At 54.7% G+C, this 25,732-nt stretch carries 24 protein-coding genes; 16 read left to right on the plus strand and 8 right to left on the minus strand.

Annotated features, from left to right (window positions below; all coding sequences use genetic code 11):
- Positions 1-72: 72 nt before the first annotated feature.
- Positions 73-1,242, minus strand: coding sequence for a DNA replication/repair protein RecF (gene recF / locus ACW9KT_RS01010; protein ID WP_457077505.1), 1,170 nt, complete (start codon positions 1,240-1,242; stop codon positions 73-75).
- Between the two features lie 133 nt (positions 1,243-1,375).
- Between recF and pdhA the strand changes: the two genes are divergently transcribed.
- From pdhA to recJ, 12 genes are all read left to right on the plus strand, one after another.
- Positions 1,376-2,428, plus strand: a complete 1,053-nt coding sequence (gene pdhA / locus ACW9KT_RS01015; RefSeq protein ID WP_457078558.1) for a pyruvate dehydrogenase (acetyl-transferring) E1 component subunit alpha — start codon at positions 1,376-1,378, stop codon at positions 2,426-2,428.
- 44 nt (positions 2,429-2,472) lie between these two features.
- Positions 2,473-3,243, plus strand: a complete 771-nt coding sequence (locus ACW9KT_RS01020) for a tetratricopeptide repeat protein (RefSeq protein WP_457077506.1) — start codon at positions 2,473-2,475, stop codon at positions 3,241-3,243.
- Positions 3,244-3,418: 175 nt separating this feature from the next.
- Entirely contained in the window at positions 3,419-3,895 is a 477-nt protein-coding gene (gene ribH, locus ACW9KT_RS01025; RefSeq protein WP_457077507.1) for a 6,7-dimethyl-8-ribityllumazine synthase, read from the plus strand.
- 258 nt (positions 3,896-4,153) lie between these two features.
- Positions 4,154-4,537 (plus strand): TraR/DksA family transcriptional regulator, encoded by a 384-nt coding sequence (locus tag ACW9KT_RS01030; protein WP_457077508.1) that lies wholly within the window; start codon positions 4,154-4,156, stop codon positions 4,535-4,537.
- Between the two features lie 176 nt (positions 4,538-4,713).
- The gene (locus tag ACW9KT_RS01035; RefSeq protein ID WP_457077509.1) at positions 4,714-6,606 is read left to right on the plus strand and encodes a pseudouridine synthase; all 1,893 of its coding nucleotides are present in this window, start codon (positions 4,714-4,716) and stop codon (positions 6,604-6,606) included.
- Between the two features lie 158 nt (positions 6,607-6,764).
- Complete coding sequence (locus ACW9KT_RS01040; protein WP_457077510.1) at positions 6,765-7,517, plus strand: type III pantothenate kinase; 753 nt, start codon at positions 6,765-6,767, stop codon at positions 7,515-7,517.
- Positions 7,504-8,847, plus strand: coding sequence for a hypothetical protein (locus ACW9KT_RS01045; protein ID WP_457077511.1), 1,344 nt, complete (start codon positions 7,504-7,506; stop codon positions 8,845-8,847). Before ACW9KT_RS01040 ends, ACW9KT_RS01045 begins: the two co-directional genes overlap by 14 nt.
- 13 nt (positions 8,848-8,860) lie before the next feature.
- The gene (gene lptC / locus ACW9KT_RS01050) at positions 8,861-9,424 is read left to right on the plus strand and encodes an LPS export ABC transporter periplasmic protein LptC (protein ID WP_457077512.1); all 564 of its coding nucleotides are present in this window, start codon (positions 8,861-8,863) and stop codon (positions 9,422-9,424) included.
- 55 nt (positions 9,425-9,479) lie between these two features.
- Positions 9,480-9,758 (plus strand): hypothetical protein, encoded by a 279-nt coding sequence (locus ACW9KT_RS01055; RefSeq protein WP_457077513.1) that lies wholly within the window; start codon positions 9,480-9,482, stop codon positions 9,756-9,758.
- A gap of 107 nt (positions 9,759-9,865) precedes the next feature.
- Positions 9,866-11,992, plus strand: a complete 2,127-nt coding sequence (locus ACW9KT_RS01060; protein WP_457077514.1) for a SurA N-terminal domain-containing protein — start codon at positions 9,866-9,868, stop codon at positions 11,990-11,992.
- 153 nt (positions 11,993-12,145) lie between these two features.
- The gene (locus ACW9KT_RS01065; RefSeq protein WP_457077515.1) at positions 12,146-13,972 is read left to right on the plus strand and encodes a tetratricopeptide repeat protein; all 1,827 of its coding nucleotides are present in this window, start codon (positions 12,146-12,148) and stop codon (positions 13,970-13,972) included.
- Positions 13,973-14,341: 369 nt separating this feature from the next.
- Positions 14,342-16,069 (plus strand): single-stranded-DNA-specific exonuclease RecJ, encoded by a 1,728-nt coding sequence (gene recJ / locus ACW9KT_RS01070; RefSeq protein ID WP_457077516.1) that lies wholly within the window; start codon positions 14,342-14,344, stop codon positions 16,067-16,069.
- Positions 16,070-16,097: 28 nt separating this feature from the next.
- Here the strand turns inward: recJ and ACW9KT_RS01075 are convergent, their stop codons facing one another.
- The 5 genes from ACW9KT_RS01075 to ACW9KT_RS01095 form a co-directional block, all read right to left on the minus strand.
- Positions 16,098-16,364, minus strand: coding sequence for a hypothetical protein (locus ACW9KT_RS01075; protein ID WP_457077517.1), 267 nt, complete (start codon positions 16,362-16,364; stop codon positions 16,098-16,100).
- Between the two features lie 2 nt (positions 16,365-16,366).
- Positions 16,367-16,633 carry a hypothetical protein gene (locus ACW9KT_RS01080; protein ID WP_457077518.1) on the minus strand — a complete coding sequence of 89 codons (267 nt, stop codon included), beginning with the start codon at positions 16,631-16,633 and terminating at the stop codon, positions 16,367-16,369.
- Positions 16,634-16,796: 163 nt separating this feature from the next.
- The gene (locus ACW9KT_RS01085) at positions 16,797-17,189 is read right to left on the minus strand and encodes a GtrA family protein (protein WP_457077519.1); all 393 of its coding nucleotides are present in this window, start codon (positions 17,187-17,189) and stop codon (positions 16,797-16,799) included.
- A 15-nt stretch (positions 17,190-17,204) separates the two neighbouring features.
- A complete protein-coding gene (locus ACW9KT_RS01090; RefSeq protein ID WP_457077520.1) occupies positions 17,205-18,443 on the minus strand; it encodes a glycosyltransferase family 87 protein in 1,239 nt (412 codons plus the stop codon).
- 49 nt (positions 18,444-18,492) lie between these two features.
- The gene (locus ACW9KT_RS01095; RefSeq protein WP_457077521.1) at positions 18,493-18,861 is read right to left on the minus strand and encodes a DoxX family protein; all 369 of its coding nucleotides are present in this window, start codon (positions 18,859-18,861) and stop codon (positions 18,493-18,495) included.
- A gap of 154 nt (positions 18,862-19,015) precedes the next feature.
- On the opposite strand from ACW9KT_RS01095, the gene ACW9KT_RS01100 reads away from it, so the two are divergent.
- The 4 genes from ACW9KT_RS01100 (at position 19,016) to ACW9KT_RS01115 (ending at position 23,952) form a co-directional block, all read left to right on the plus strand.
- On the plus strand, positions 19,016-20,866 hold the full coding sequence (locus tag ACW9KT_RS01100) for a M61 family metallopeptidase (protein WP_457077522.1): 1,851 nt from the start codon (positions 19,016-19,018) through the stop codon (positions 20,864-20,866).
- Positions 20,867-21,026: 160 nt separating this feature from the next.
- Positions 21,027-21,758: an LPS export ABC transporter ATP-binding protein gene (gene lptB / locus ACW9KT_RS01105; protein WP_457077523.1), complete on the plus strand. Its 732-nt coding sequence runs from the start codon at positions 21,027-21,029 to the stop codon at positions 21,756-21,758.
- Between the two features lie 82 nt (positions 21,759-21,840).
- Positions 21,841-23,370, plus strand: a complete 1,530-nt coding sequence (locus ACW9KT_RS01110) for a GH3 auxin-responsive promoter family protein (RefSeq protein WP_457077524.1) — start codon at positions 21,841-21,843, stop codon at positions 23,368-23,370.
- A 108-nt stretch (positions 23,371-23,478) separates the two neighbouring features.
- Positions 23,479-23,952 carry a toxin-antitoxin system YwqK family antitoxin gene (locus ACW9KT_RS01115; protein ID WP_457077525.1) on the plus strand — a complete coding sequence of 158 codons (474 nt, stop codon included), beginning with the start codon at positions 23,479-23,481 and terminating at the stop codon, positions 23,950-23,952.
- A 363-nt stretch (positions 23,953-24,315) separates the two neighbouring features.
- On the opposite strand, the gene ACW9KT_RS01120 is transcribed toward ACW9KT_RS01115, so the two are convergent.
- Together ACW9KT_RS01120 and ACW9KT_RS01125 are read right to left on the minus strand one after the other, a co-directional pair.
- Positions 24,316-25,086 (minus strand): TIGR00266 family protein, encoded by a 771-nt coding sequence (locus ACW9KT_RS01120; RefSeq protein ID WP_457077526.1) that lies wholly within the window; start codon positions 25,084-25,086, stop codon positions 24,316-24,318.
- A 124-nt stretch (positions 25,087-25,210) separates the two neighbouring features.
- Positions 25,211-25,594, minus strand: a complete 384-nt coding sequence (locus tag ACW9KT_RS01125) for a hypothetical protein (protein ID WP_457077527.1) — start codon at positions 25,592-25,594, stop codon at positions 25,211-25,213.
- Between the last annotated feature and the right edge of the window lie 138 nt (positions 25,595-25,732).

A 25,732-nucleotide genomic window follows, 5' to 3' on the forward strand; every position in this document is an offset into this window, starting at 1 on the left:
CGAGTCAACCGGCCTAAATGACCGAAATGGAGGCAGAAACTCTGCTTGCAAAGGTACGGCATTCCAGCCCAGCTAAAGAGCTTTAACGGTTCCGTTGTGTACTTCAAATCGGGCTACCTGCTCAGAGATATTAGCCAGGATTCGGTCAGTGCGCTCGAGGTGAGTGTCAGTGAGGAACACCTGGCCGAAGGTGTGTTCAGCTACTAATTGCATAAGGCGAGTAATGCGCTTCTCATCCAATCGGTCAAAAATGTCGTCGAGCAGAAGTAAGGGCTTATGCTGCTTGCTGGTTGAGAAGATCTCAAACTGGGCAAGCTTAAGAGCGATGGCATAAGACTTCTGCTGTCCTTGGGAGCCGTAGCTTTTAACCGGTAACTCGTCCATTAGAAAAGTGAAGTCGTCTTTATGAGGCCCAATTGTGGTACGCTGCAGGGTGATGTCGCGGCGTTCATTGGTGCGAAGCAGGTGCGCGAAGTCGGCGCCGGGAAGCTGGCTTCTATACTGCAGGGTTACTTGCTCGCGGCTATCGGTTAGCTGCTGGTAGTGGCGTTGAAAAAGGGGAGTAAAGTCAACGAGGAATTGTTGGCGACGATGCATGAGTTGCTCACCAGCGGGCACTAGCTGCTCATCAAGTACCAACAGATAATCCCGGTCGTAGCCGCGTCCGTCAGCAGCGAGCTTCAGCACAGCATTACGCTGTCGTAGTAGATTAGAGTACGTTATCAGTAGCTCCAGATATTCGTGGTCAAGTTGGGAGATTAGACTATCGAAGTATTTACGGCGCTCCTCACTACCTTCCCGGATAAGGTCGGTATCGTAGGGTGAGATCAACACTACAGGATAGCGACCGATATGATCGGCCATGCGCTCGTACACTTGCTTGTTGCGGGTCACTACTTTCTTCTGGCCCTGCCGCAGACTGCACTGAATAGTGTCAGCGTCGGTGGGGGGCATTTGGAAGCGCCCCTTCACCACAAAGAACTCGGCGCCCTGCTTGATACTTTGGGCGTCGGCGCTGGTGAATGCACTACGGGTAAGCGACAGGTAATGGATGGCATCAAGCAAATTGGTCTTGCCACTTCCGTTGTCACCGACGAAGCAATTAATGTGGGGAGAAAAAGCCAAAGTGGCTTCGTCGTAGTTTTTAAAGAACAACAGGTGTAGGCTTTCCAGAATCATCCGGTTCGAAATTGCAATCCTTTTGCGTACTTTCGCATCCCAAACGCGAACAACCGAAAGCACGATGGCGGAGACGAAAGTAAAAGCTGACTCAAAAGCGACTAAGTCAACTAAAAAAGCGGCAGCCCCGAAAGCCCCTTCCAACGGTAACGACGCGGCGTCGGTTACCGAAACGGTAAACCAACCCGACTCGGGCATGCCTCCGTCGAACGAGGAAGCCAAAGAAGCGACTGGTGCTCCTAAGGCTACCACACCCACCGACCCCCAGTTTCCGAAGGAGACTTACCTACAGTGGTATGAGCAAATGCAGCTCATGCGAAAGTTTGAGGAGAAGGCCGGGCAGCTGTATGGTCAGCAAAAGATCAAGGGCTTCTGCCATCTATACATTGGCCAGGAAGCTTGTGTAGCTGGTGCCGTATCAGCGTTGACTAAAGATGATAAGTGGATCACCGCTTACCGCGACCACGCGCATCCTTTAGCTCTGGGCACCTCGCCCAATGCTATCATGGCGGAGTTGTTTGCTAAAGCTACCGGCTGCTCTAAAGGCAAAGGCGGCTCCATGCACATCTTCGACAAAGAAGCGAACTTCATGGGTGGCCACGGCATCGTGGGCGGACAAGTTCCGCTAGGTGCTGGCATTGCCTTTGCTGAAAAGTATAACAAGACTGGCAACCTTTGCATCTGCTACATGGGCGATGGTGCCGTGCGTCAAGGCGCTTTGCACGAAGCCTTCAACATGGCAATGCTCTGGAAGCTGCCAGTTATTTTTGTTATCGAGAATAACGGCTACGCAATGGGTACGTCGGTGCAGCGTAGCTCTAACGTAACGGAGCTGTATAAGCTTGGGTTAAGCTATGAGATGCCATCGGCGCCGGTGAACGCGATGAATGTGGAGGATGTTCATGAGGCAGTAGCCCAAGCTGCTGAGCGCGCCCGCGCTGGTGAAGGCCCAACGCTGCTAGAGTTCAAAACCTACCGCTACAAAGGACACTCCATGAGTGACCCGGCAAAGTACCGCACCAAGGAAGAACTGGAAGACTACCGCTCCCGCGATTCTATTGAGGCAGTACGTCATACTATCCTGACGCACAACATGGCCAGTGAAGACGAACTGAATGCCATTGACGAGCAAATCAAAGCGGCGGTAAATGAGTCCGTAGAGTTTGCCGAAAGTTCACCTTACCCATCTGCCGACGAGCTATACAAGGACGTGTACGTGCAGCAGGATTATCCTTACATCCGCGACTAACCGTCGACTTTTCCCAGCCGCCAAGCTGATTTTTGCCCCCCGTAATGTCAAAGATTCCCTACACGCGCAATAGCCCCAATGCCCGCCAGCGGACAGAGGTGCCCGCTGATCCAAACCAACCCATTGAGGCTGAGGCCACCGCGCACCCGCTCATGGAAGACCCCGATGCCTTGGCCACGCGGCTGGTGGAATCGGAAGACTTTGTACGGCGCAACAAGACCTTGCTGCTAACCTTGCTGGGCATAGTGGTGCTGGCTGTAGTCGGTGCTTTTGCCTTCTATACCTGGCGCACTAATCAAAATCAGAAGGGGCAGGCTGCCATGTACCAGGCCGTGAATTATTGGGAGGCTGACTCACTGAACAAAGCTTTGAAAGGCGATGGACAGTATGATGGCTTGGCTACTGTCGCCTCAGAATACAATGGTACCAAAGCAGCCAACCTTGCTAACTTCTATGCTGGCGTAGCTGCTTTGAAAGATGGCAAGTATCAAAACGCAATCGACTACTTGGAGGACTTTACCTCCGATGACTTATTGGTGCAGGCCCGTGCTTATGCTCTAACTGGTGATGCTTACCTGGAGTTAAACAAGTTTAAGGAAGCTGCTGACCAGTACGAGAAGGCTGCTAACTACAAAGCTAATGAGTACTTCTCGCCTGGCTACCTGATGAAGGAAGCTACGGCCCGCGAGCTAGCTAAAGACTATGACGGTGCAATTCGGGCTTATACCAAGATTGTGGATGAGTATCAGAATGCTGCCGAAGTAACCGAGGCTAAGCAATACCTCGCCCGTGCTCAAGCTTTAGTAGGCAAATAGTATCCTCTATTTTTAGCTCTCAGAAAGCTATAGAGATCATACAAGAAAAGGGCGGCTATACACCGTCCTTTTCTTTTTTGGTACTACTGCCGTGTTCACCCACATCACCACCTAGAGAGCGACAATAAGTCGTCCGCTTCCGTCAAATCTGATCAATCTGCAACATCCGTGCTTTATGGCAACTTCACTCAAAAACCTTAGCGATTATACGTCCGACCATTTTATCGACATTTCTGAGAAACGATTTGGGCTGGTGGTGGCCGAGTGGAACCGCGAAATCACCGACGTACTTAGCGCCGGGGCTTATGAGACCTTGCTAAAACATGGTGCTCTAGCCGAGAACATCTTCCGTAATACTGTGCCCGGCAGCTTCGAATTGACGCTAGGAGCGCAACTGCTGGCCCAGCACGAAGAAATTGATGCGGTTATCTGCTTGGGCGTTGTCATTCAAGGTGAGACCAAGCACGATGACTATATCTGCCACGCGGTAGCCCAGGGCATAACGAACGTAGGGCTAAAATTTAACAAGCCGGTTATTTTTGGTTTAGTAACCACCAATACGCTGGAGCAGGCCTGGGATCGAGCGGGTGGTAAGCATGGCAATAAAGGAGTAGAAGCCGCAGTGGCTGCTATTCATATGCTTGGCTTCTAAAGAACTAGAGGTAAGTTGGTAAGCCGGCTGTTAAGGAAATAGTACCGTGTTTAATTACCAGACAAAAGCGTAGCTTTGCGGCCAATTAGGTCAACCGAATCCATTAGTACAGGGTGCTCGTACCTTGCTAGGTCTAATTACACTTCTAACAACTAAACATATTCGTAAAGTGTTAGGAGCAGTGCTGAGTTAAACTTTTATTAGAAAGCTAACCGGCTAACTTATTTACATTCAATACTTTACTTTTCCTGAGCTGACATGAGTGAAGAAAACATACGCTACTCCAGAGAAGACCTGGCCGAGTTTGAGGTAATTATCCAGGATAAACTTACTGCGGCCCGTAAGGAGGTAGCATTTATCAAAGAAACCCTAAGCCGCCGCAACGACTCGGGTACTGACAACACGGCTTCGTCGTCGAAGGTGTTGGAAGATGGTGCTGACACAGCCGAAAAAGAAAGCATGAACCAATTGGCCTCACGCCAAATGAAGTTCATTCAGCAGTTAGAGAATGCGCTTGTTCGCATCAAAAACGGCACTTATGGCGTGTGCATTGGCACTGGTAAACTTATTCCCAAGGAGCGCCTACGCGCTGTACCCCACACCCAGCACTCGATAGAGGCGAAAATGGCTCGCCGCGACTAAAGCACCTTTTCATCCAAATCAATGTTGCCCGGACTTGCGACCGGCCACCCCAAAGCGGGTTGCGGCGCAGGTTCGGGCACTGTTTTGCTGAATAGCTCGTTAGCGTGCTTTACCCTTTTTTACCGACCTTTACTTCTTCACCGTACCGTAGCGATACGGCACTTATCTTCCCCACTATGGGCAAAAAGCACAACTCCGATTCAAGCGCTGGCCGTCGTGGCCGTAGCGACTCTCGCGGCTCCGGCAACTCCGAGGGTTTCCGCAAGAATACCGACCGCCCCGGTAATAATCGGGATGGCAATGATTCGCGTCGCGGGAGCGATTTCCCATCACGCCCAACCTTTGGTCGACCTACTGGTAGCAACGCTGGCACTGGCCGTTCTGGCGGCGAGGCCGGTGGAGGCAAATTTGGTGGAGGTGGAAAGAGCGCTGGCCGTTCCGGTGGCGACTTCAACCGAAGCGACGACCGCGGACCGCGCGGCAATTTTGCCCCCCGGCGCGATGGCGATGCTCGTCCACCTTTCAACCGTAACAATAACAGCGACCGACCCGCGCGTTCCTTTGACCGCGATGCTCCCCGCCGCTTCGACGATCGCTACGATAGTGGCTTTAGTCGCGAACGTGACCGCGCCGATGAGCGCCCAGCTCAGCCCTACCAGCCGAAAGCTAACTGGCCCGGCCAGCCGTATCGGCAGGAGGGCAAACCCGCCGTGCCCCGCGGTGGATCAGGCGAGCGCAACCGCAAGTTCAATAAAGTAAACCCTTTCGAAGCCGATAAGCCAGCGCCCGTACGGCCGACGTATGAGCCTGATGGTCGTCGCGATTCGCGCGCGGATGAAACGGGTCCTGATCGTCCGATTCGGGCCGCCCGTCCCTTCGATTTCAAGAATGCCCCCCAGGATCGGGACGATGATCGGGACGAGCAGCGCCGTGAGGGTGGTTACGACCGCCGCGACCGAAACGAGGACCGTACTAGTGCTCCCCGCCGAGACAGTGACCGCGGAAAATTTGCCCCCCGCGGCGATGACCAGCGTCGTAACGCGGGCTTTGGTAACAGACCAGCGGACGACAAGCGGGGCAACTTTGCCCCCCGCAGTACCGGTGAGCGCGGCAGCTATGGCGAGCGCAATAACACCGGCCGCGGTTTCGGGGCTTCGGCGCCCCGCGATGCGCGCCCATTTGGCGAGCGCCCTGCGCGGCCGGAGAATCGGCCGACGCGCGATGCTGGCAGCAACCGGGCCGACAAGCCCAAGCGCGACGAGGTGCCGGGTGAAGCGCCTGCTTACAAAAACCTGAAGTTTTACGAAGAAGATAAAACCCGTGGCAACAAGCGTCGGCGTGAAGAGGATGATTCGGCCGGCGACACGCTGCGCTTGAATCGCTACATCGCTAACGCAGGCGTATGCTCGCGCCGCGAGGCCGATGCGCTGATTGCTGCCGGTGAAATTCGGGTGAATGGCGAAGTAGTAACGGAAATGGGCTACCAAGTACAGCCGACCGATACCGTGCAGTATGGCAAAACGAATCTCAAGCGGGAGAAGGAAGTCTATGTATTGCTTAACAAGCCCAAGGACTTTATCACGACGACCGACGACCCTGAGGGCCGCAAGACGGTGATGGACTTGGTAGCTACAGCTTCTAAAGAGCGCATCTTCCCTGTTGGCCGCCTCGACCGTAATACGACGGGCCTGCTGCTGTTCACTAATGATGGCGAGGTGGCTCAGAAGCTGACTCATCCTTCGCACAAGAACAAAAAGATTTATCAGGTAGAACTCAATCAGCCGCTCACGGAAGATCACCTACGCCAGATTGCTGAAGGCCTAGAGCTGGAAGATGGCAAAGCCGAAGTAGACGATGTGGCCGTAGTGGCTGGCAACGCGCACTTTGTGGGCGTTGAACTGCACATTGGCCGTAACCGTATTGTGCGCCGCATTTTCGAGCACTTAGGCTACGAAGTTGTTTCTCTGGACCGGGTGCAGTATGCTGGGCTCACTAAGAAGGATCTGCCTCGCGGGAAGTGGCGCTACCTGAATGAGAAGGAAGTAATTCGCTTGAAGTATTTCTTGTAACAAGCAACCTGCGGGCGCTTTGCTGACTCATCAACAAGTCGGTAGAGCGCCCGCACTTATTTATGTAGTCGTGGGAATAGGGTAGGAGGCGTAGTTGCTTACCATAGCCTGTTGTTCTGGCTCCCACGACAATAGCGTCATCCCAGCATTTAGCTTTCATGCGTACCCTCACCCTCGACATTGGCAATACCAGCGTGAAATACGGCTGCTTCGAGGATGATGTGCTGCGCAAGACTGCTACTGCGGCTGATAAGGAGCAAGTACTAGAAATAGCGCGACGTTGGCATCCCGAACACATCATCTTGGCTTCAGTAGCCGAGCCTACAGCAGAGTTGGCCGCTGAGCTTAGCACCCAGGTAAAGGGAAAGGTGGTAGAGTTCAAGCCTGCTAGTACGCCTTTGCCTATTCAGAATGCCTACGCCACCCCCCAGACGCTGGGTGCCGACCGCTTGGCGGCTGCCGTGGGCGCTGCGTGGCTGCGGCCAGGCCGCGACACGCTGATTATCGATGCGGGCACGGCTATCAAATGCGACTGGGTGGAAGGCGGACATACGTTTCGGGGCGGCAGTATCGCGCCGGGGCTGCGGCTACGATTTCAGACCTTGCACACGTTTACGGGCCGCTTGCCGTTACTGGAAATGCCCCCCGATCTTACGGCCGACATTGCGCTAACGGGCACTGATACAGCTTCGGCAATTCGAAGCGGGGTGCTCAATGGAGCAGTAGCGGAAATAAATGGAATGCTTGACTCATATCGCGCCCAACGACCGGCTTTAGGAGTACTGCTGGCGGGCGGCGACGCTGGCTTTTTTCAATCGCGGCTCAAAGGCCCTATCTTTGTAATTCCCGAACTCGTGCTGCTCGGGCTTCACCGAATTTTGGTGCATACCATTGACTATGTGGAAGAATAAATTAGCCGGCCTGGTCGGTTTTGGGCTGGTAGGCTTGGTAACAGTGCCGCAAAGCCAAGGGCAAGGGCTCGGTAACTCTCCGTACTCGCGCCTAGGCTTGGGCGAGGCTAACCTTAACACGGGAGGCGTTCGTCAGCAAGGCATGGGAGGTGTTGGATTGGCCGCACCAAATAGCGTGCATATAAACGAGCTAAATCCGGCTTTGCTGTACTACACGGCTCGTACAACCTACGAGATGGCCGTTAATGGACAAATCAAGACCATTCGTAATCAGAAAAACTCTCAGCGTGACGGCAGCGGTAATCTAGGTTATCTGGCACTGTCTGTTCCGCTGTCTAAAAGCTGGGCTGGCGCCGTGGGCCTCAAGCCTTACAGCTCCGTAAACTACGAGAGTAACGTAATTGAACAGGTGGCAAGTGGACCTATTGATACGCGCGTTCTGAAGCGCTACAAAGGCGAAGGCGGCCTGTCGGAAGCTTACTTGGGCCAGGCTTACCGCTTGGCAAAGGGACTGACCGTGGGTGGCACGGCTTCTTATGTATTTGGCAGCATCGATCAGCGCGTAGCTACCCAAGTAGCAACGGCCAATGTGACCGATCCTACCCAGCTCAACAGTGTAGTGCTGCTCGAGCACGTGCGTTATTCCGACTTCACGTTTCGGGGAGCGGCGCATTATCGGGGTACTATTAACAGCAAGCTGAACTATAACCTGGGGGGCGTTTATAGCTTCCGGTCGAGCCTGAATGGGGTACGTAACACTTCTCTGGACCGGGAAGATATAGCGGGCAACCTGCTGGAGCGTACGCAACTCGAAGATAGCCAGAAGGGCGAAGCTCGAGTACCAGCAATGGCTCAGTTCGGCGTTAGCATCGATAACAATAAAAACTTCAGCGCCAACCTCGACGTTGCTCATCAGCAGTGGTCGAAGTTTCGCTCATTTGGTATAACCGGCGGGGCTGGCATTGCTATTCCGCTAGAAAATACGGTACGTGTAGGGCTGGGGGGCGAATATACCCCTGACCCCGTCTCGGTTGGTAGCTACTTCAGGCGCGTCACGTACCGCGTAGGCCTTAGCGCTGGGCAGTTGCCTTACCGCCCCGACGGCCAAACCTTATACGACCGCGCCATAAGCTGGGGCTTTACGCTGCCCGTACCATCCGCTTCGGCACTAGAAGCAGCTAGCATGAACCTGGCCTTCACGTATGGGCAGCGCGGCAACACCGATATTAGCAGCGTGAATCCTAACGGCAACGTACGCGAGGATTACGTACGAGTGCAGGTGGGCTTGTCGCTCAACAACCGCTGGTTTATCAAGCGGCGTATTGAATAACTTGGCTAAGCTCATGCTAACGCGCAACCGCAGTTGGATGAGGTTTCTGGGGGGCATTTTACTGATGGCCGGCCTCAGTACGGCCTGTCAGAAAAACGAGACGGAGGTTAAGAAGAAGATCGTATACACGGGGCCTCTGATAGAAGCCAGCAACGTGACCATGCTGATCAGCGACTCGGCCAAACTGCAAATCAAGCTCACAGCCCCGCTGCAGCAGAATTTCGAAAACGGCGACCAGGTGTATCCGAAGGGAATGACAGTGATGTTTTTTTCCAAAGATGGCTCTGTCATAAACACGCTGAGCGGTAAATACGGGCGGTACGACAAAGCCAAAGATCTCTACCTCGTGCGCAACGATGTGCGGGTAAGCAACGAGGAGAAACAGCAGAAGATGAACTCCGAGGAGCTGTACTACGACAAGCAGAAAGCCATTATCTACACTGATAAGTTTGTGCGCGTCGAAACGCCTACCGAGATTCTGACGGGCACCGGCCTAACGGCTAACCAGGATTTCTCACGCTACAAGATTCTCAAGCCAGCGGGTATCTTCACCGTAGAAGCACCCCCTACCGAGTAGCTTGTTGAACCGGTGACGCCAGCCGGCTCATCCGAAGCATTACCTACGCAACCACATGAATTTTCAATTTGACAGGGCGCTGGGTCGCACGGTGCTATTTTCGTTTGCTGTAGTGGCCTTGGTTATTGGCGTGCACAAAACTGTTATGGCCGATAACGTGAATGCAATTTCGGACAATTATTGGCTGTTTATGGTCTCGTTTGCCTGCATGATGTGGTATCGTTATCTGGGCCAAACCAATGCCGATACGCCCAAACCAACGGTAACTACGAAGCCCGGACCGGCAAAGTCGCAGTCGCGCAACTTGTCGCCCCGCAAAAAAGGCCGTCGGTAGGCGGGCATCCGCTGGGGGGCATTCTGGCACGAGGCTTTGAATGTCCGGCGGATTCTGGTTATTTTGCGCCTCTTTCCACTTTTCTTACTGCGCTTTTTTTCAAGTACATGGCATTAATTAACACGATTCGAGAAAAATCGGGCTGGGCCGTCGGCGCCATCGTCATTGGCCTGCTGCTCTTCATTATCGGCGGCGACCTGATTTCGGGCCAGAACCGCATCTTCAATCGCAACGATACGACGGTAGGAGAGATAGCCGGCGAAAAAGTGGAGCTGAATGATTTCAACAACACCTTAGAGCAAGCCAAGCAAGCTTTCATCGCTCAGCAAGGCCGCCAGCCCGACGAGACTACTCTAGGCTTCCTGCGCGACCAAGCCTGGAATCAGACCATCTACCGCATTGCTTTTCAGGAGCAATTCGATGCTTTAGGCTTGGAAGTAAGCGACGATGAACTCACCGATATGGTGCAGGGCCGCAACGTGCATCCTAGCATTCGCCAAGCTTTCTCTGACCCGCAAACCGGTCAGTTTGATAAGGCCAAGGTGATTGAGTACCTGCGCAACCTCGACAAATTGCCCCCCCAGGCTCAGGATCAGTGGCGCAATTTCGAAGCTGGCCTGACGCCTGACCGCTTAGCAACCAAGTACAATAACCTGCTCAAGCAGAGCGTGTACGTGACGACGGCCGAGGCTAAGCGCTTCAACGAAGCCCAAAACACGCGTGCTGATATCCGCTACCTCATCGTGCCGTACTTCTCCATTTCGGACTCGGCCGTGAAGGTGACTGACGCGCAGCTGCAAGCTTACCTCGACAAGAACAAAGCCCGCTATAAAGTAGAAGACGGCCGTAACATTGAGTACGTGACTATTCCAGTGACGGCTTCCAAGGAAGATAGCCTGGCCGTACGCACCAGCGTCAACGATTTGGCCGCTCAGTTCCGCTCAGCGCCCAACGATTCGCTGTTTGCTAAGCTCAACTCCGACCAGCCTTACAATGGTGCTTACCTCACGCCCGCCGATTTGCCCGAAAAGCTTCGCGAGCAGCTTCCCCTGCAGGTAGGCCAAGTGTATGGTCCTTATGCAGAAGGTGGCACGTACTCTATCTACAAAGTGACGGGCCAGAAGGCTGGAACTCAGTCTGCTGCCCGCGCTAGCCACATCCTTATCAAGCCTGAAGGCACCACACCCGAAGCGAAAGCGGCTGCCTTAGCTAAGGCTAACAGCATTCTAACTCAGATCAAAGGTGGCGCTGACTTCGCCGCTATGGCTCGCCAGCACGGCACCGACGGCACTACCGCCACTGGTGGCGACTTAGGCTGGTTCACGGAGGGACGTATGGTACCTGAGTTTGAGAAAGCCATCTTTGGAGCTACTGCTACCGGTTTGCTGCCTAACCCAGTTGAAACCTCATTCGGTTACCATATCATCAAAATCACGGCTCCGAAAACCAACCAGACGTACCAAGTAGCTGCCGTTCAGAAAAACCTTGTGTCGAGCGACGCTACTCGGGAGGCTGCTTACCAAAAGGCGCAGGAGCTGAAAGGCGCTGCCACTGATGTGGAGTCGTTCCGCAAAGCTGTTGCCGCCGATAAGTCATTGCAGAAGCTGGAAGTTAAAGGCCTAGGCCGTGGCGACCAGAACGTGAACAACCTGCAAGGTGCCCGTGCACTGGTACGCTGGGCCTATGGCGCTGGCCAGGGTGGTGCTAAAACCAAAGTAGGTGACGTATCGGAAGTATTTGAGATCGGTGACCAATACGTAATTGCTGCTCTTACCGGCGAGCGCACCAAAGGCACTGCTGACGTAGCCAGCATCCGTCCCGAGCTGACTGCAGCTGTACGCAACGAGCTGAAAGCGCAGCAAATCATCGCGAAGCTGCAAGGCAAAACCGGCACGCTAGAGCAGCTTGCCGCCGCCTATGGTCCGCAAGCGCAAGTGAAAACGGCTAACGAAGTAGTAATGAGCTCCGGTATCATCCAGGGTCTGGGTGCCGAGCCAGTAGCTGTTGGTAAAGTATTTGGCTTGAAGCCTGGTCAGAAATCGGCTCCTATTCAGGGTGAGCAAGGTGTTGTGATTGTGGAGCCAGTAAAAATCACTCCCGCGCCCGCCGCTACCGATCTGAAGACGGTTCGCCAGCAGCTCGCTTCCCAGCGCACTGCTCGCGCCGATGGTGCTATTTATGAGGCTGTAAAAGCCAATGCTAACATCAAGGACGAGCGTACGAAGTTCTTTTAAGCAAGCAGCTTTCATCAACAAAAAAGGGTCGCCTAGGCGACCCTTTTTTGTTGGGGTTGTTATTCAGCTAATGTCGTTGAACTACTTTTTTGCACGTAGTGAAATGAAACCGGCCCGTAACCAGTTATTTGCACACGTCTTTACTCCGCTGCTATGCTGTATTTGATCCTTCGTCAGTTTCGCTTCTTTGCTTTGGTCGTGCTGGGGCTTTTGCTGGCTGCGCCCTTGCGCGCTCAGGAGGGCGGTGATATTGCGCTGGCCCGCGAATACGTCCGGAAGGGCGAGTTTGAGAAAGCGGCCTTCCTCTTCAACCGCCTGCGTGGCGATGAGCAACTGGCGCCCAACGTGCTACCCGACTACGTGAATGCCCTACAAAACCTGAAGCGCCACAAAGACGCTGAAAAGCTGGTGAAGAAGGCTATTCGGCAGCAGCCCAAAGAAATCGGCTACGGGGTATTGCTGGGGGGCGTTTTTACCGCCAGCGGCGACCAATCATCGGCCAACAAGCAGTATGAGAAGGTAGTGAGTCAGCTCACGGCCGAGCAGGTGGTACCAGTGGCCACGGAGTTTATGAACCGTAAGCTGCCGGAGTGGGCCGAGAAAACCTACCTGCGCGGGCGCCAGCTAGCCGGCAACGAAACCGAATTTGCCCCCCAACTCATTCAGCTCTATACCCTGAGCGGCCAAAATGCCCCCCTGATGGCCGAAACTCTGCGCCTGATCCGCGACGACGACCGGCAGCTGCCTTTCGTGCGCAATATGCTCCAGAATAGTCTGCGCGAGGAAAAAGACTTTGATGCCTTAGAGAAGATTTTGATCACCAACGTGCAGCAGCAGCCCGACCAGACGGTGTACAGTGAACTGCTGTTGTGGCTTCAGGTGCAGCGCCGCGACTTCACCGGTGCTCTTGTACAAGCTAAAGCCCTCGACCGCCGCGCCCGCGCTGAGGGTGGACGGGTGCTGGATCTGGCCGCTATTGCCCAGCGCAATAAGGACTACGAAAGCGCAATTGCCGGCTATGAATATGTGATTCGGGAACATAAGCAAGGACCCTTTTATCCCGTGGCCCGGCAGCGCCTGGTGCAGACGCGCGAGGAGCAGGTACGCAATACTTTCCCGGTAGATGCGGCCAAGATTCGCAGCCTGATTACCGAATACGAGCAAGTGCTAACTGAGCTGGGTCGCACGCCCGAAACGGCCCCTGTGCTACGCAATATGGCTACGCTCTACGCTTTTCAGCTTGATGATAAGCCTAAGGCAATGACCTTGCTCCAACAGGTAATTGACATGCCCCGCGCCAGCCTGACCGTGGTAGATGACGCGAAGCTGAACCTAGCCGATATCTATCTGTTGCGCAATGAGCCCTGGGAAGCGACGCTGCTGTACTCGCAGGTGGAAAAGTCGCACAAGGATTCACCTATGGGCTATGATGCCAAGCTACGCAACGCCCGCCTGAATTATTATGCCGGCAACTTCAAGCTAGCCAAGAGCCACCTCGACATTCTCAAGCAAGCCACTAGCCGCGAAATCGCTAATGATGCCATGCAGCTCAGTCTGCTTATCACCGATAACACCGCCCAGGACACTTCAGGCGTGGCCCTGCGCGAGTACGCGGCCGTGGAGCAGCTTGTGTTCCAGAACAAGCTGCCTGAAGCCTTAAAGGGCCTCGACAACCTCTTGCAGAAGTACCCCGGCCACGCCCTCACCGACGACACTTGGTACCTGAAAGGCCAGCTTCAGCGCCGCACTGGTGACTACCAGGGGGCAATTTCTACCCTGAGTCGCATTACTGGCAACCCCAAGTACGACGTACTTAGCGACGATGCTCTTTTCCTGTCGGCCACCATTATGGAAGAGGATTTGAAGGATAATGCCAAAGCGCAGGAACTCTACAATCAGGTGCTAACAAAATACCCTGGCAGCATCTACGTAGCCGAGGCCCGCCAGCGCTTCCGTAAATTGAGAGGGGATAATTCATAAACGAAAAAGCCCCACCTGAGGTCAGGTGGGGCTTTTTCGTTTATTTGACTTTCACCAGGGGAGCGGTCAGTCAACACTTGATACAGCTTCTTTAAAATCCTTCTTTCGTTTAGTACATAAAGGCTGACAAAGGACTCCACGGCCCTACGAGAAGAAAATAAATAGCAGAGCAATAAACACAATGAAAACCAAGTACATCAGCCCATCGGTGAGGATGTATTGCCGGTATTGCTGGTAGAAGGCACGAAGCTTTTTCATAAAACACGAAGACGAAAGGCTGGGGGCAAAAATACGTATTGGTAGGCGGGGCGCTGTTTTTCTGCTTACTTTTGAAGTCGTCGTTTGCTATAGGCGACGCCCGCCGACAGTATGGAAAAGAGATGGATTCGTAAGCCTGTGCCTGAGCCTGCCACCGTGCGGCAGCTGGCTGATGCGCTGCGCGTAAACGAGGCCATCATTAGCTTACTCTGCCAGCGGCAGGTGAGTTGTTTTGAAGAAGCCCGCGCCTACTTTCGCCCCGTACTGCACGAGCTGCCTAACCCGCTGCGTATGCGCGATATGGATCGCGCCGTGGAGCGCCTGGTGCGCGCCCTGCACGAGGGCGAGCGGGTGCTCGTATTCGGCGACTACGACGTGGACGGCACTACGTCTGTGGCCGTGGTGTACTCGTACCTGCTTCCGCTTTTCGGCCCCGAGAGAATCGACTACTACATCCCTGACCGCTACCAGGAAGGCTACGGCGTATCGGAAACCGGTATCGACTACGCGGCCCAGCATGGCTACGCGCTGATTATTGCCCTGGACTGCGGCGTGAAGTCGGTAGATAAAGTAACCTACGCCACCACGCGCGGCGTCGACTTTATCATCTGCGACCATCACTTGCCCGGCCAGGATTTGCCCCCCGCGGTGGCCGTGCTCGACCCCAAGCGCACCGACTGCGACTACCCATACAAAGAGCTGTCGGGCTGCGGCGTGGGCTTCAAACTCATGCAGGCCATAGGCGAGCATTTAGGCCTGGATGAAGAGCCGCTCCACGACCTGCTGGACTTGCTGGCCGTAAGCATCGCAGCGGATATCGTGCCTATCACCGGCGAAAACCGCATTCTGGCCTACCACGGTCTGCGCCTGCTCAACGACCCCCAGCGTCCGCAGCGCCCCGGCCTCGATGCTCTGCGTGAGTTGGCTGGTTTGGGTGTGAATGAGCTAAATATTACCAGTCTGGTCTTCGGATTTGCCCCCCGAATCAATGCCGCCGGCCGCATGGGCGATGCTAAGCGCTCAGTGGCTATGCTGCTGGCCCAAACCAAAGAAGAAGCCAAGGAAAAAGCTGGCGTAGTCGATAAAACCAATCAGGAGCGCCGCGGCTTCGATACCAGCACCACCAAAGAAGCCCTCCAAATGATTGAGGACGACGCGGGGCTGCGCACGGCCAGCGCCACGGTACTCTTCAAGCAGGATTGGCACAAAGGCGTGGTTGGCATCGTGGCCTCGCGCTGCTTGGATAAGTATTACCGCCCCACCATCATCCTCACGGCCAGCAACGACGGCAAAGCCACTGGCTCGGCCCGCTCGGTGGTAGGCTTTGATGTGCACGAGGCTATCGGCGAGTGTGCTGACCTGCTAGATCAGTTTGGGGGGCATATGTATGCCGCTGGCCTCACCATGCCCATCGAAAACGTGCCGGCATTCCGCGAAAAGTTTGAGCGCATTGTTGCCGGTCGCATTTTGCCCGAGCAGCTTATTCCGCCCGTAGAAATTGACGGCGTACTAAAGCTAAAGGACGTGACGCCCGGCTTTTTCAACCTACTGCGCCAAATGGAGCCTTTTGGGCCGGGCAACTCCAATCCCGTATTTGAGTCTCAGAACGTGTACGTGGTGCCTCATTCGGCGCGCATTGTCGGCAATTCCCACCTCAAGCTGGTCCTCACCCAGGATGGGCATCACACCATCGACGCCATCGGTTTTGGGCTGGGTGAATTTCATGAGCCCATCATGCAGGGCGACCCGTTCAGCGTGTGCTACACCGTAGAAATGAACGAGTTTCGGGGCGTGAAGAGCTTGCAGCTACGCCTAAAAGACATTCGCTGGGAAGAGTAACCATTGTTGCTTCTTCCCAGCAAAGACATCACTTCTCAGTGGTCAAGCGGGGAGCCAGATATTGTTTTGCCCCCCAGCGCAGATACCCTTCGCGCGTGTAGTCACCGCTAATGCTGCTTCTCGGTCCGGCACCGTCTAGGCCCTTGAACGCAGGGTAAGGAAGTAGCTTCAGCCAAGTAACAGAACCATTGTGCCGGCGTTCGTGCAGAATCTTCAGCCCGTTATCTGCGTAGCCAATATATCGCTCATTGGTAGCGCCACTCAGAGACGTTTGCGTAATATGCTTCCAGGCCATTCTTAGGCTAGCCTGCCTGCTTTCGAAGCTGGACTGCTAGGGGTAGAGTAATATCCGCGTACTACGTGCCGAGCTGTAGCCGTGCGAGGAGCCGATGTAGCAAAGCGTTCGGCATTCTTGGCAATTTGCTGGCGTGTGTCATCGGCTTTTTGCAGCAGAGAGTCGCGGGCGGCGGTAGCGGCAATTGGATCGGTAATTACTTGAGCGCTAGCGGATAAAGATAATAGTGATACCCCGGCACAGATTACCAGGCGAAAAGCGAAGGACATACTTAGGAAGGAGTGTATAAAAGAGTGAGAAGACACGATAATATGCGTCGGCAAGCTAGTGCCGAAACGCCACAGTATAGAAGCCTCAACCCAAATAGTTATAACTTAAACTGAACTGTAGGTGGCTTGCCTTCCTGCACCGTATACTTTAGGTTTATTAGCCTTAAGCAAACGTAAAGAAGGCATTAATAGCGAAGTTCCAGACCACGACCACCCCGGTAGAGATTAGCTTAGCCACGTAAAACGGTATTTTCCAGCGTTGGTACAACCAGCGTAGCAACAGCGTGTTCAGGCCCAGCCCAATAATGGCCGCTAGCGCGAAATACCCAAACTGGCCCCAAATAGCGGGGTCGTGACTCTCAAAAGTCCACAGCCGATTCAATAGAAAATTAACGCAGGTAGCCACGCTGAATCCAATGGCATTGGCCACATATGGGTTTAGTTTGAGCTTCTCTTTGCCTAGATAAGTCAGGCTAAAGTCAACGACGACCCCAAACCCGCCTACTAGCCCGTACTTCACCAGTTTCAGCAACAGTTGGGTGTACTCGGGGAGCATAAAGCGAGGGCGAGACTAGGCAGAAAAGGAGGCAGCCGGTACGGCAGTGGCGGGCACTTCGGTAGGGGCAGGCTGGGGCGCAAAATCACGCGTGAGAAGCTCGTACGTAAGCCGTCCCCAGACAAAGATGCAAGGCACCGCTTTGAGCACGTAGGGCACCACGTAGGCCTTACGCAGGAAGCGCGGAAACAGATCGGTAGGGGAGAGGACAGTGAACAAAACGACACTAAACAACAGCACCAAATCGGGCCAATGCCGGTCGGGCTTTAGGCTCCACCAAAGCCCTGCGCCCGCCACAGCAATCACAAACGTTGGCGACTCGGCTTTGTGGTTAAACACAACCACCCACAGCAGCACCGCCGCCAACATGCCCACCCGAAACGCCGCGTGTTGGTATTGCTTAAAGCGCAGCAGCGGCAAGCAAAATAGCCCCGCCCCTACCAGCACTACAGCCAACTTGGGGGGCAAAAACCCGAACCAGCTTTCCAGCCACCCCATCACCGACAAGCCCAGAGAGGCAGAATGGTCGGCGGCCAGCATGCGGCCCCAGCTTTCATACTGGGCTAGCAGCTCGGCAGGGGAGTTTACCAGCAGCGGCAACAACGCCAGCACCAGCCCTAGCGCCACCGACCATAGCACAAACCGCCCGCGCTGCCGCGGATACAGCCAAAACAGCACGAAGGCAACCAGTCCAAACAGCTTTACGAACACGCTCAAGAGCAGCCACAGCGCCGCTCGCCCCGGCCGGGCGCGCTCCAGCGCCACGGCCGCCCCGATAATCAGGCCCGCCACGAGACCGTTACTTTGGGCATTCTGCATGGACGTAAGCAGCTCTACTGCCGCTAACCACAGCACCACACGGCGCGCCCGGGTATCGATAGTAGGTAGCTGCTGCACGGCCCAGTAGAGCGCGGCAGCGTTCAGCGCATTCCAGCATAGCAGCCCCAAGAAGTTCGGCAGCACTGCAAATGGCCCCATCAGTAGAGCAAACGTGGGGCTGTATTTATACAAATCGTACTGCTCTACCAGATGCAGGATGTACATATCCTGACCCTGCAGCAGATGATAGAACGCATTACGAAAGATGATATAGTTGTTGTAGTTGGTATAAGGCAGGTTGCTGCTCTTCAGGAATTGTACCACGGTAGCGGCCACCGTCAGCAGCGTATAGACCGCGGGCAAGGTGGCTGAATGATGCAACCAGCGTTGCCAGCGGGAAGATGTGGGAAGCGTAGTTGTTGGCATAGAAGACATAAAGCTGGGGGGCAAAAATACGAGCTAACCCGTAAGCGAAGGCTCTCGGTTAGTCTGCTTTTGTATGGCGCCACGCCCAAGCAATAAGCACTAGCTGTAAAGGGAGCCGGGCCCATACCACCCACGTTGGCAAGTGAAACAGCGAGTCGTTGGCCTGCGCCATGTACACATTGGCCGGAAATACAGCTATCAATAACGCCACTGTGCCCCAGGCAGCCCAGCGCCGTGTACGCCGAAACAGGAGCCCCAGGCCAAGCCCAATCTCGGCTAGTCCGCTCAGGTACACCAGCATTAACGGGGCCGGCAGATACGGCGGCATAATGCGCAGATAAGGCCCTGGGGCAATGAAATGCAGTGTTCCGGCGGCCACGAGCAACAACGCCAACACGTAGCGACTGACAGTAATAAAACGACTCATGCTGGGGGGCAAATTGGGTCTGCGGCGGATGCTGGGCTGCAGTATAGGGAATCCCGGCCGGCTATTCCGCGTTGAGAAGAATTCAAGAGACGCAATGTCTACCTTGTCTGCTCGTTTTAGAAGTTCCTTTTCTTTTCTCACCCATTCGTATCGCATGAAAATTCTTGGTCTTGTCCTCGGGCTCGGATTAGGAGCCGCCGTAGCGGCTCAGGCCCAGCAGCCCACCCCCGCCGGCTACCAGATTGCCCTCGATTTGCAAAATGTAATCAACGACCAGGTGCGCGTGGTGGTGAATACGCCCCCGGTGAAGGAGTCGCAGGTGTCCTACGTAATGCCCTCCGTGGTGCCCGGCTCCTACTCCAAGAAGGACTACGGCCGCTTTGTGACCAGTTTCAAAGCCTTCGATAAAAAAGGTAAAACGCTGAAAGTCACGCAACCTAACCCCAACCTGTTCGTCATCAGCAAAGCCAAGAACCTAGCTCGGCTCGAATACCTTGTCGATGATACGTGGGATGCGAAGCAGGGCGAAGACTTCATCTTTCAGCCCGGCGGCACCAATTTCGAGGCTGGTCAGAACTATGTGCTTAACCACTACGGCTTGTATGGTTACCTGGAAGGCTACAAAATGGCTCCTTACCAGGTAATGGTAGCTAAGCCCGCCGACCTCTACGGCGCGACTTCTCTAGAAAAAAAGGCCCCCACCGCAACCCAGGATATATACACGGCTCCCAACTACGTCGATCTGGCTGATGCCCCCATTCTCTACAGCCGCCCCGATACGGCCAGCTTCGCTACAGGCGGGGCGCGCATCGGAGTATCAGTAGTGTCAGAAACGGGGCAGGTGAAGGCCGCCGACGTGCGCGAAATCATGCGCCCTATGGCTGAGGCTCTGACGCAGTTTTTTGGTCAGATGCCGGTGCCGAAGTATCATTTTCTGATGTATTTCCCGGCTCTGGGCTCCCCGCTCATCAGCAAAGACGGTGGCTTTGGAGCTATGGAGCATTCGTACTCGTCAGTGTATTTCTTGCCCGAATTTCCCGATTCAGCTCGCCTGCGCAGCATGGTTCAGGAGGTGGCTTCGCATGAGTTTCTGCACATGCTGGCCCCGCTCAATATTCACAGCCGCGAAATCGGTGAGTTCGACTTCCGTAACCCTAAAATGTCGCAGCATTTGTGGCTGTACGAAGGCGTAACCGAATATTTTGCTCAGCTCGTGCAAGTGCGCGGTGGCCTGGTGACGCCCGACGGGTTTCGGGAAAAAATGAAGGAGAAGATCGACAACGCTTCCAAGTTTAAGGATGTGTCGTTCACGGAAATGAGCCGCAATATTCTGGTGCCGCCTTACAAGGATATGTACCAGAACGTGTACGATAAAGGCGCGCTGATTGGCTTGCTGCTTGATATTCGCATTCAAGAGCTAAGCCAAGGCCGCCAAAGCCTGCGCGACGTACTGCTGACCTTGCGCCAGAAATACGGTCCCACGCGCTCCTTCGAAGACGACCAGCTGATTCCCGAAATCGTGGCTCTTACCAACCCGCAGATTCAGCAGTTCTTTGATCAATACGTTATCGGCAATCAGCCTCTGCCATATGCCGAGTATTTCGCCAAAATCGGTTGGCGCTATGCGCCTACCGAGCAGAGTAAGGTGTTGGCCTTCGGTCGCTTAGGCTTCGGCTACGATACAGAAAAGCAGCAGTTCAAAGTAGCTTCCACCACCCCCGACCAAAATGCGTTCGGCCTGAAGGACGACGACGTAATTTTGGCCGTGAACGGCACCAAGCTGGATATGTCGAACGCTGAGAAGCTGCTGCGGCCGCTTGTAGAGCCTACTACGGCCGCGCCCGTTAAAGTGCGCTTTCAAACGCAGGGGCAAAATGCCCCCCAGGAGCGCCAGGCCACACCCCAGGAGTTTGAGGTGGAGCTGACCAACGTAGTAGAAGCCAATCCCAAGCCAACGCCCGCTCAGCAGGCGCTGCGCACGCAACTATTCGCGCCCAAAGCGTAACCAAGTTAATAAGTGAATAAAGCCGGTCATGCCGAGCGGCAGCGAAGCATCTCGCGTGTTTAGCTGGAGTAGTAACCAGATAACTACACGCAAGATGTGTCGCTGCCGCTCGGCATGACCGGCTGAGTTTAAAACCCCGCCACACCCTACCTTTACCCCCATGATTCTACGCGCCGACCACCTGATTAAAACCTACAAGGCCCGCACTGTGGTCAACGACATGAGCGTGACCGTGGAGCAGGGCGAAATTGTGGGTTTGCTGGGGCCGAACGGAGCAGGCAAAACAACCTGTTTCTACATGATTGTGGGCATGGTCAAGCCCAACTCCGGCAACATCTACCTCGACGACGAGAATATCACCAAGATGCCCATGTTTCGACGGGCCCAGCGGGGCGTGGGGTACCTCGCTCAGGAAGCTTCCGTGTTTCGCGACCTAACGGTAGAAGAAAACATTCTCTCCGTGCTGGAAATGACTGATTTACCTAAACAGGCCCAGCGCGACAAAGTAGAAGAACTGCTCAACGAGTTTAGCCTTACCCACGTGCGCAAAAACCTGGGCCGGGTGCTGTCGGGCGGGGAGCGGCGGCGCACCGAAATTGCTCGCGCGCTGGCTGTCGACCCAAAATTTGTGCTGCTCGATGAACCCTTCGCCGGCGTTGACCCCATTGCCGTGGAGGAAATTCAGGGCATCGTGGCCAAGCTTAAACACAAGAATATCGGCATCCTCATCACCGACCATAACGTGAACGAGACGCTCAGCATCGTGGACCGCGCTTATCTTTTGTTTGAGGGAAAGCTGCTCAAAGCTGGCACCGCCGAAGAGCTAGCCGCCGACGAAACAGTGCGTCGTGTATACCTAGGCAAACATTTCGAGTATAAGCGCAAAATATAGCGCTATACATGGCGGTCATGCTTCGGCTCCGCCTCTGCATGGCGTTCACGAGAGCACAACCCAACCGCCTAGGCTAATCTCAATGATTGACTCTATTATCACCTGGGCCGTGCAGCGGCGACTATCGGCTATTGAGCATTTTCGTCAACACCCGCACGAAGTACAGCGTGAAGTATTGCGTGGCCTACTGCACACGGCCCGCGATACGGAATGGGGCAAGCGCTACGGCTTCGCAGACGCCTTCGAAAGTCGCGAGTTAGCCCAGCGCCTTCCGGTAAGCAGCTACGAAGATTTGTACCCTGCTATAGAGCGTGTGCTACAGGGCGAGCCCGATGTGCTATGGCCCGGCCGCGTAACGTGGTTTGCCAAATCGAGCGGCACCACCAATGCCCGCAGCAAGTACATACCCGTTACCAGCGAGTCGTTGGAAGTTGGGCACTACCGGGCTGGCCGCGATATGGCGGCTTTAGCCACGGCGCTATACCCGGCCGAGCGGGTGCTGGGGGGCAAAACCTTGTCCTTGGGCGGCACCCACGGCCCCAATCCTTTCCGTCCCGACGACTCCAACTCCCGCGTAGGCGACGTGTCAGCCGTGATTATGCAAAACCTACCCCGCTGGGCTGAATTTCTGCGTACCCCGCCGTTGGAGCTGGCCTTACTCGACGAGTGGGAAGAGAAAATAGAGCGCATAGCCCGCCACGTCCAGCACGTAGACGTAACCACTTTGGCCGGCGTGCCCACCTGGATGATGCTACTGTTGCGCCGCGTCACGGCCCTGGCTGGGGCCGACAACATCACGCAAGTGTGGCCCAATTTGCGCCTGTTTCTGCACGGAGCGGTGGCCTTCGGGCCATATAGGTCCTTGTTTAAGGAGCTGATTCCGCACGAACGCATGCACTACCTGGAAATCTATAATGCCAGCGAGGGGTACATTGCGGTGCAAGACCAGCCCGATTCAGAGGATATGCTGCTCCTGCTCGATCATGGCATCTACTACGAATTCATTCCCGCTGATCAATTTGAGGCAGAGAATCCCCACACACTTCAGCTCGATGAGGTAGAGCTAGGCCGCAGCTACGCTCTAGTGATGAGCACCAATGCTGGCCTGTGGCGCTACAAAATCGGGGATACGGTACGTTTCACCAGCCTAGCGCCCTACCGCATCCGTATCACGGGGCGCACCAAGCATTTTCTGAACGCCTTTGGGGAAGAAGTGGTGATCGAAAATGCCGACGCAGCTATCGCCGCTGCCTGCCAGGCCACCGGTACCACCGTGCGCGACTATACCGCCGCGCCCATTTACTTCGATGCTTCTGCCACCTCCCGTGGCGGCCATCAGTGGCTCATCGAGTTCACCAAAACGCCCCCCGGCCCCGAGCAGTTTGCCGCCGTGCTCGACCAAACTCTGCGCCAGCTCAACTCGGACTACGACGCCAAGCGCCACCGCGATATGGCCTTGGCCCCGCCCCTGCTTATGGTAGCCCCCAGCGGCACGTTTGAGCGGTGGCTGGCCAGCAAAGGCAAGCTCGGTGGTCAGCACAAAGTACCGCGCCTGAGCAACTCCCGCGAACTGCTCGACGAGATTTTACGGTCGTTATCTTCAGCAGTTTAGCAGGGCTTTGCGGTCAAGGGCAGGTTTAGAATAAGACAGCGGATTTAAGCGAAACTACCAGCGGCGAAAAGTGGTTGTTGCTTGGTTGTCATCTAAATATGAACCCGCATGCGTCAGCTACTCTGCTTACTGTTTCTGGGGTTATTTCTTACATCTTGCGCTAGTTCGGCGTCTACAGCGCGCAAGCAAGTTCCCATCGGTTTTTGGTCACTTAATGAATATGACCGCACCGGCGAACGGCACGGCCGCTGGTTCGCCTATTTTGACGAAGAGTATCAAAAGATAGGTACGAAAGGCCGCTTTCGACACGGCCGACCCGTGGGCCGCTGGCGTTACTACAGCATCACGGGCCAGCTAGAGCGGCAGGAAGTATATCTGAAGCGCCCTGTAGGCCGCCAGATCATTACTTACTACCATCCGAATGGTAAGGTGGCCAAGCGGGGGCAGGCTCAATTTGTAACCGATGCCACCGACGCCCACTTCTACTGGCTAGGCGATTGGATAACCTACTCACCCAGTGGGCACCCCGAAAAAGTGGAAACCTATAATATCGGCAAACTCGAGTCGGTACGAAAGCTTTAAGGGTTAAGAAAAAGCACAAAGGCAAGATGAAAATATAATTAAATCATAAGGCATTGTTATTGATATATTACGTGGGTATTGACTTTGTGCAAATCTCTAACGATTAGACTTCACACTGTGCCCGCTTCTACTACCCGCTCCCGCTCCTATGTATCCCGCCGCAGCTCTAGTTCTGAAAAGCCCGAGCTCTCTTCGCTGAGTGCCATCGTCACTATAGGGGTCATAGGCTTCTTGGTTTGCACTTTAGTAATCAGCCTCGGCTTTATTGCTACGCACTTGGGTGGCAGTTGAAGGCACCTAACGCCTAGATAAGAAAGCGTTAAACCGGAAGCGGGGAGGTTGGCTTGTGAGCTAGCCTCCCTCTTATTCTTCTAGGAAATTACCCAGCAAACCGCCGCTTTCCTTTTTCGCGTTGCCGCCATTAGGCATAAGTGCCTGAATCAGCTTCTTGACGGGCATCGACTGTAGCCATACTCTGCCAGTACCGCGCAACGTAGCCAGCAGCAAACCTTCGCCGCCAAAAATCATCGATTTTAGCCCCCCAGCACGGATGATGTCAAAATCAATACTTGGTTCGAAGGCCACCACGCAGCCGGTGTCTACGCGGAGCAGCTCGTTGTTGAGCTGCTTCTCAATGATGGTGCCCCCAGCGTGAATAAATGCCTTGCCGTCGCCCGTTAGCTTTTGCAGGATAAAACCCTCGCCCCCAAAAAATCCCGCACCCAAGCGGCGGTTGAAGTGAATTGCGATTTTGGTGCCTCGGGCCGCCGCCAAGAAACCATCTTTCTGCACGATTAGCCCTTGGGGTAATATGCGCAAATCGAGAGGCAAAATGGTGCCGGGGTAAGGCGCCGAAAAGGCCACCCGGCTTTTGCCATAGCCGCCGCGGTGGGTGAAGTGGGTCATAAACAGCGATTCGCCCGTCAGCAGCCGCGAGCCCGCCGAAAAGATCTTCCCCATCAATCCTTGGTCCGGCTCTGAGCCGTCGCCCATCTTGGTTTCAAAGGCAATAGCTTCCTCCATGTAAACCATGGCGCCAGCTTCGGCAATAACCGTCTCGTTGGGGTCCAGCTCTATTTCGAGCACCTGAATATCGTGGCCGAGAATGCGGTAGTCTACGTCGTGAGATTGCATGGCGAAAGGAAGAGAAGTCAAATAGCGCTCAAGTATAGCAAAATGCCCGAACTGCTATATACTCTTGTCGTAAAAAAGCCCCCCAGAAATCTTCTGGAGGGCTTTTTTCTATTCTCTGATCAGCTTATTCCGGCGACTCGGTCGTTGGTATACTTTCTTCCTCGTCGGGCTCATCAGCAGCGCTGCTAGCTGATTTCTTCCGCTTTTTAGCTTCCTGACTCGTCCGGCGCATAAAATCTTCCTCCGACTCTTCGGGCTCCTGAGCTCCTTCCTCTAGCGGAAACTCCTCATCTTCATCCTCTATCTTCTCACCAAACTGTCCATCTCGGTTCACCAGCTTCTTATCGCGCACATGGCGATTCAGAAATTGGTTGACTTCCTCAATCGTGTAGGTAGATGTAATTTCGCCCAGCGGGTTCACTTTTATTTCAAAGCCCTCGAGCTCCTTGTGCACCCGAGCTTTCTTATCCGGGTCGCTTTTCTTCTTTTTGACGGGTTTCTTAGCCATAACATCGTCCGTTTACGGTGTGGTTGATCATAGCGCCCCGCCCCAAACGCAAAGGTCGCCCCGTAGCAATACGGCGCGACCCTAGATGCGGATACGGAAAGTAGCAGAAGCTTATGGCTGGTAACATTAGGCAGCTAC

It is taken from the genome of Hymenobacter sp. HD11105 (assembly GCF_054051685.1).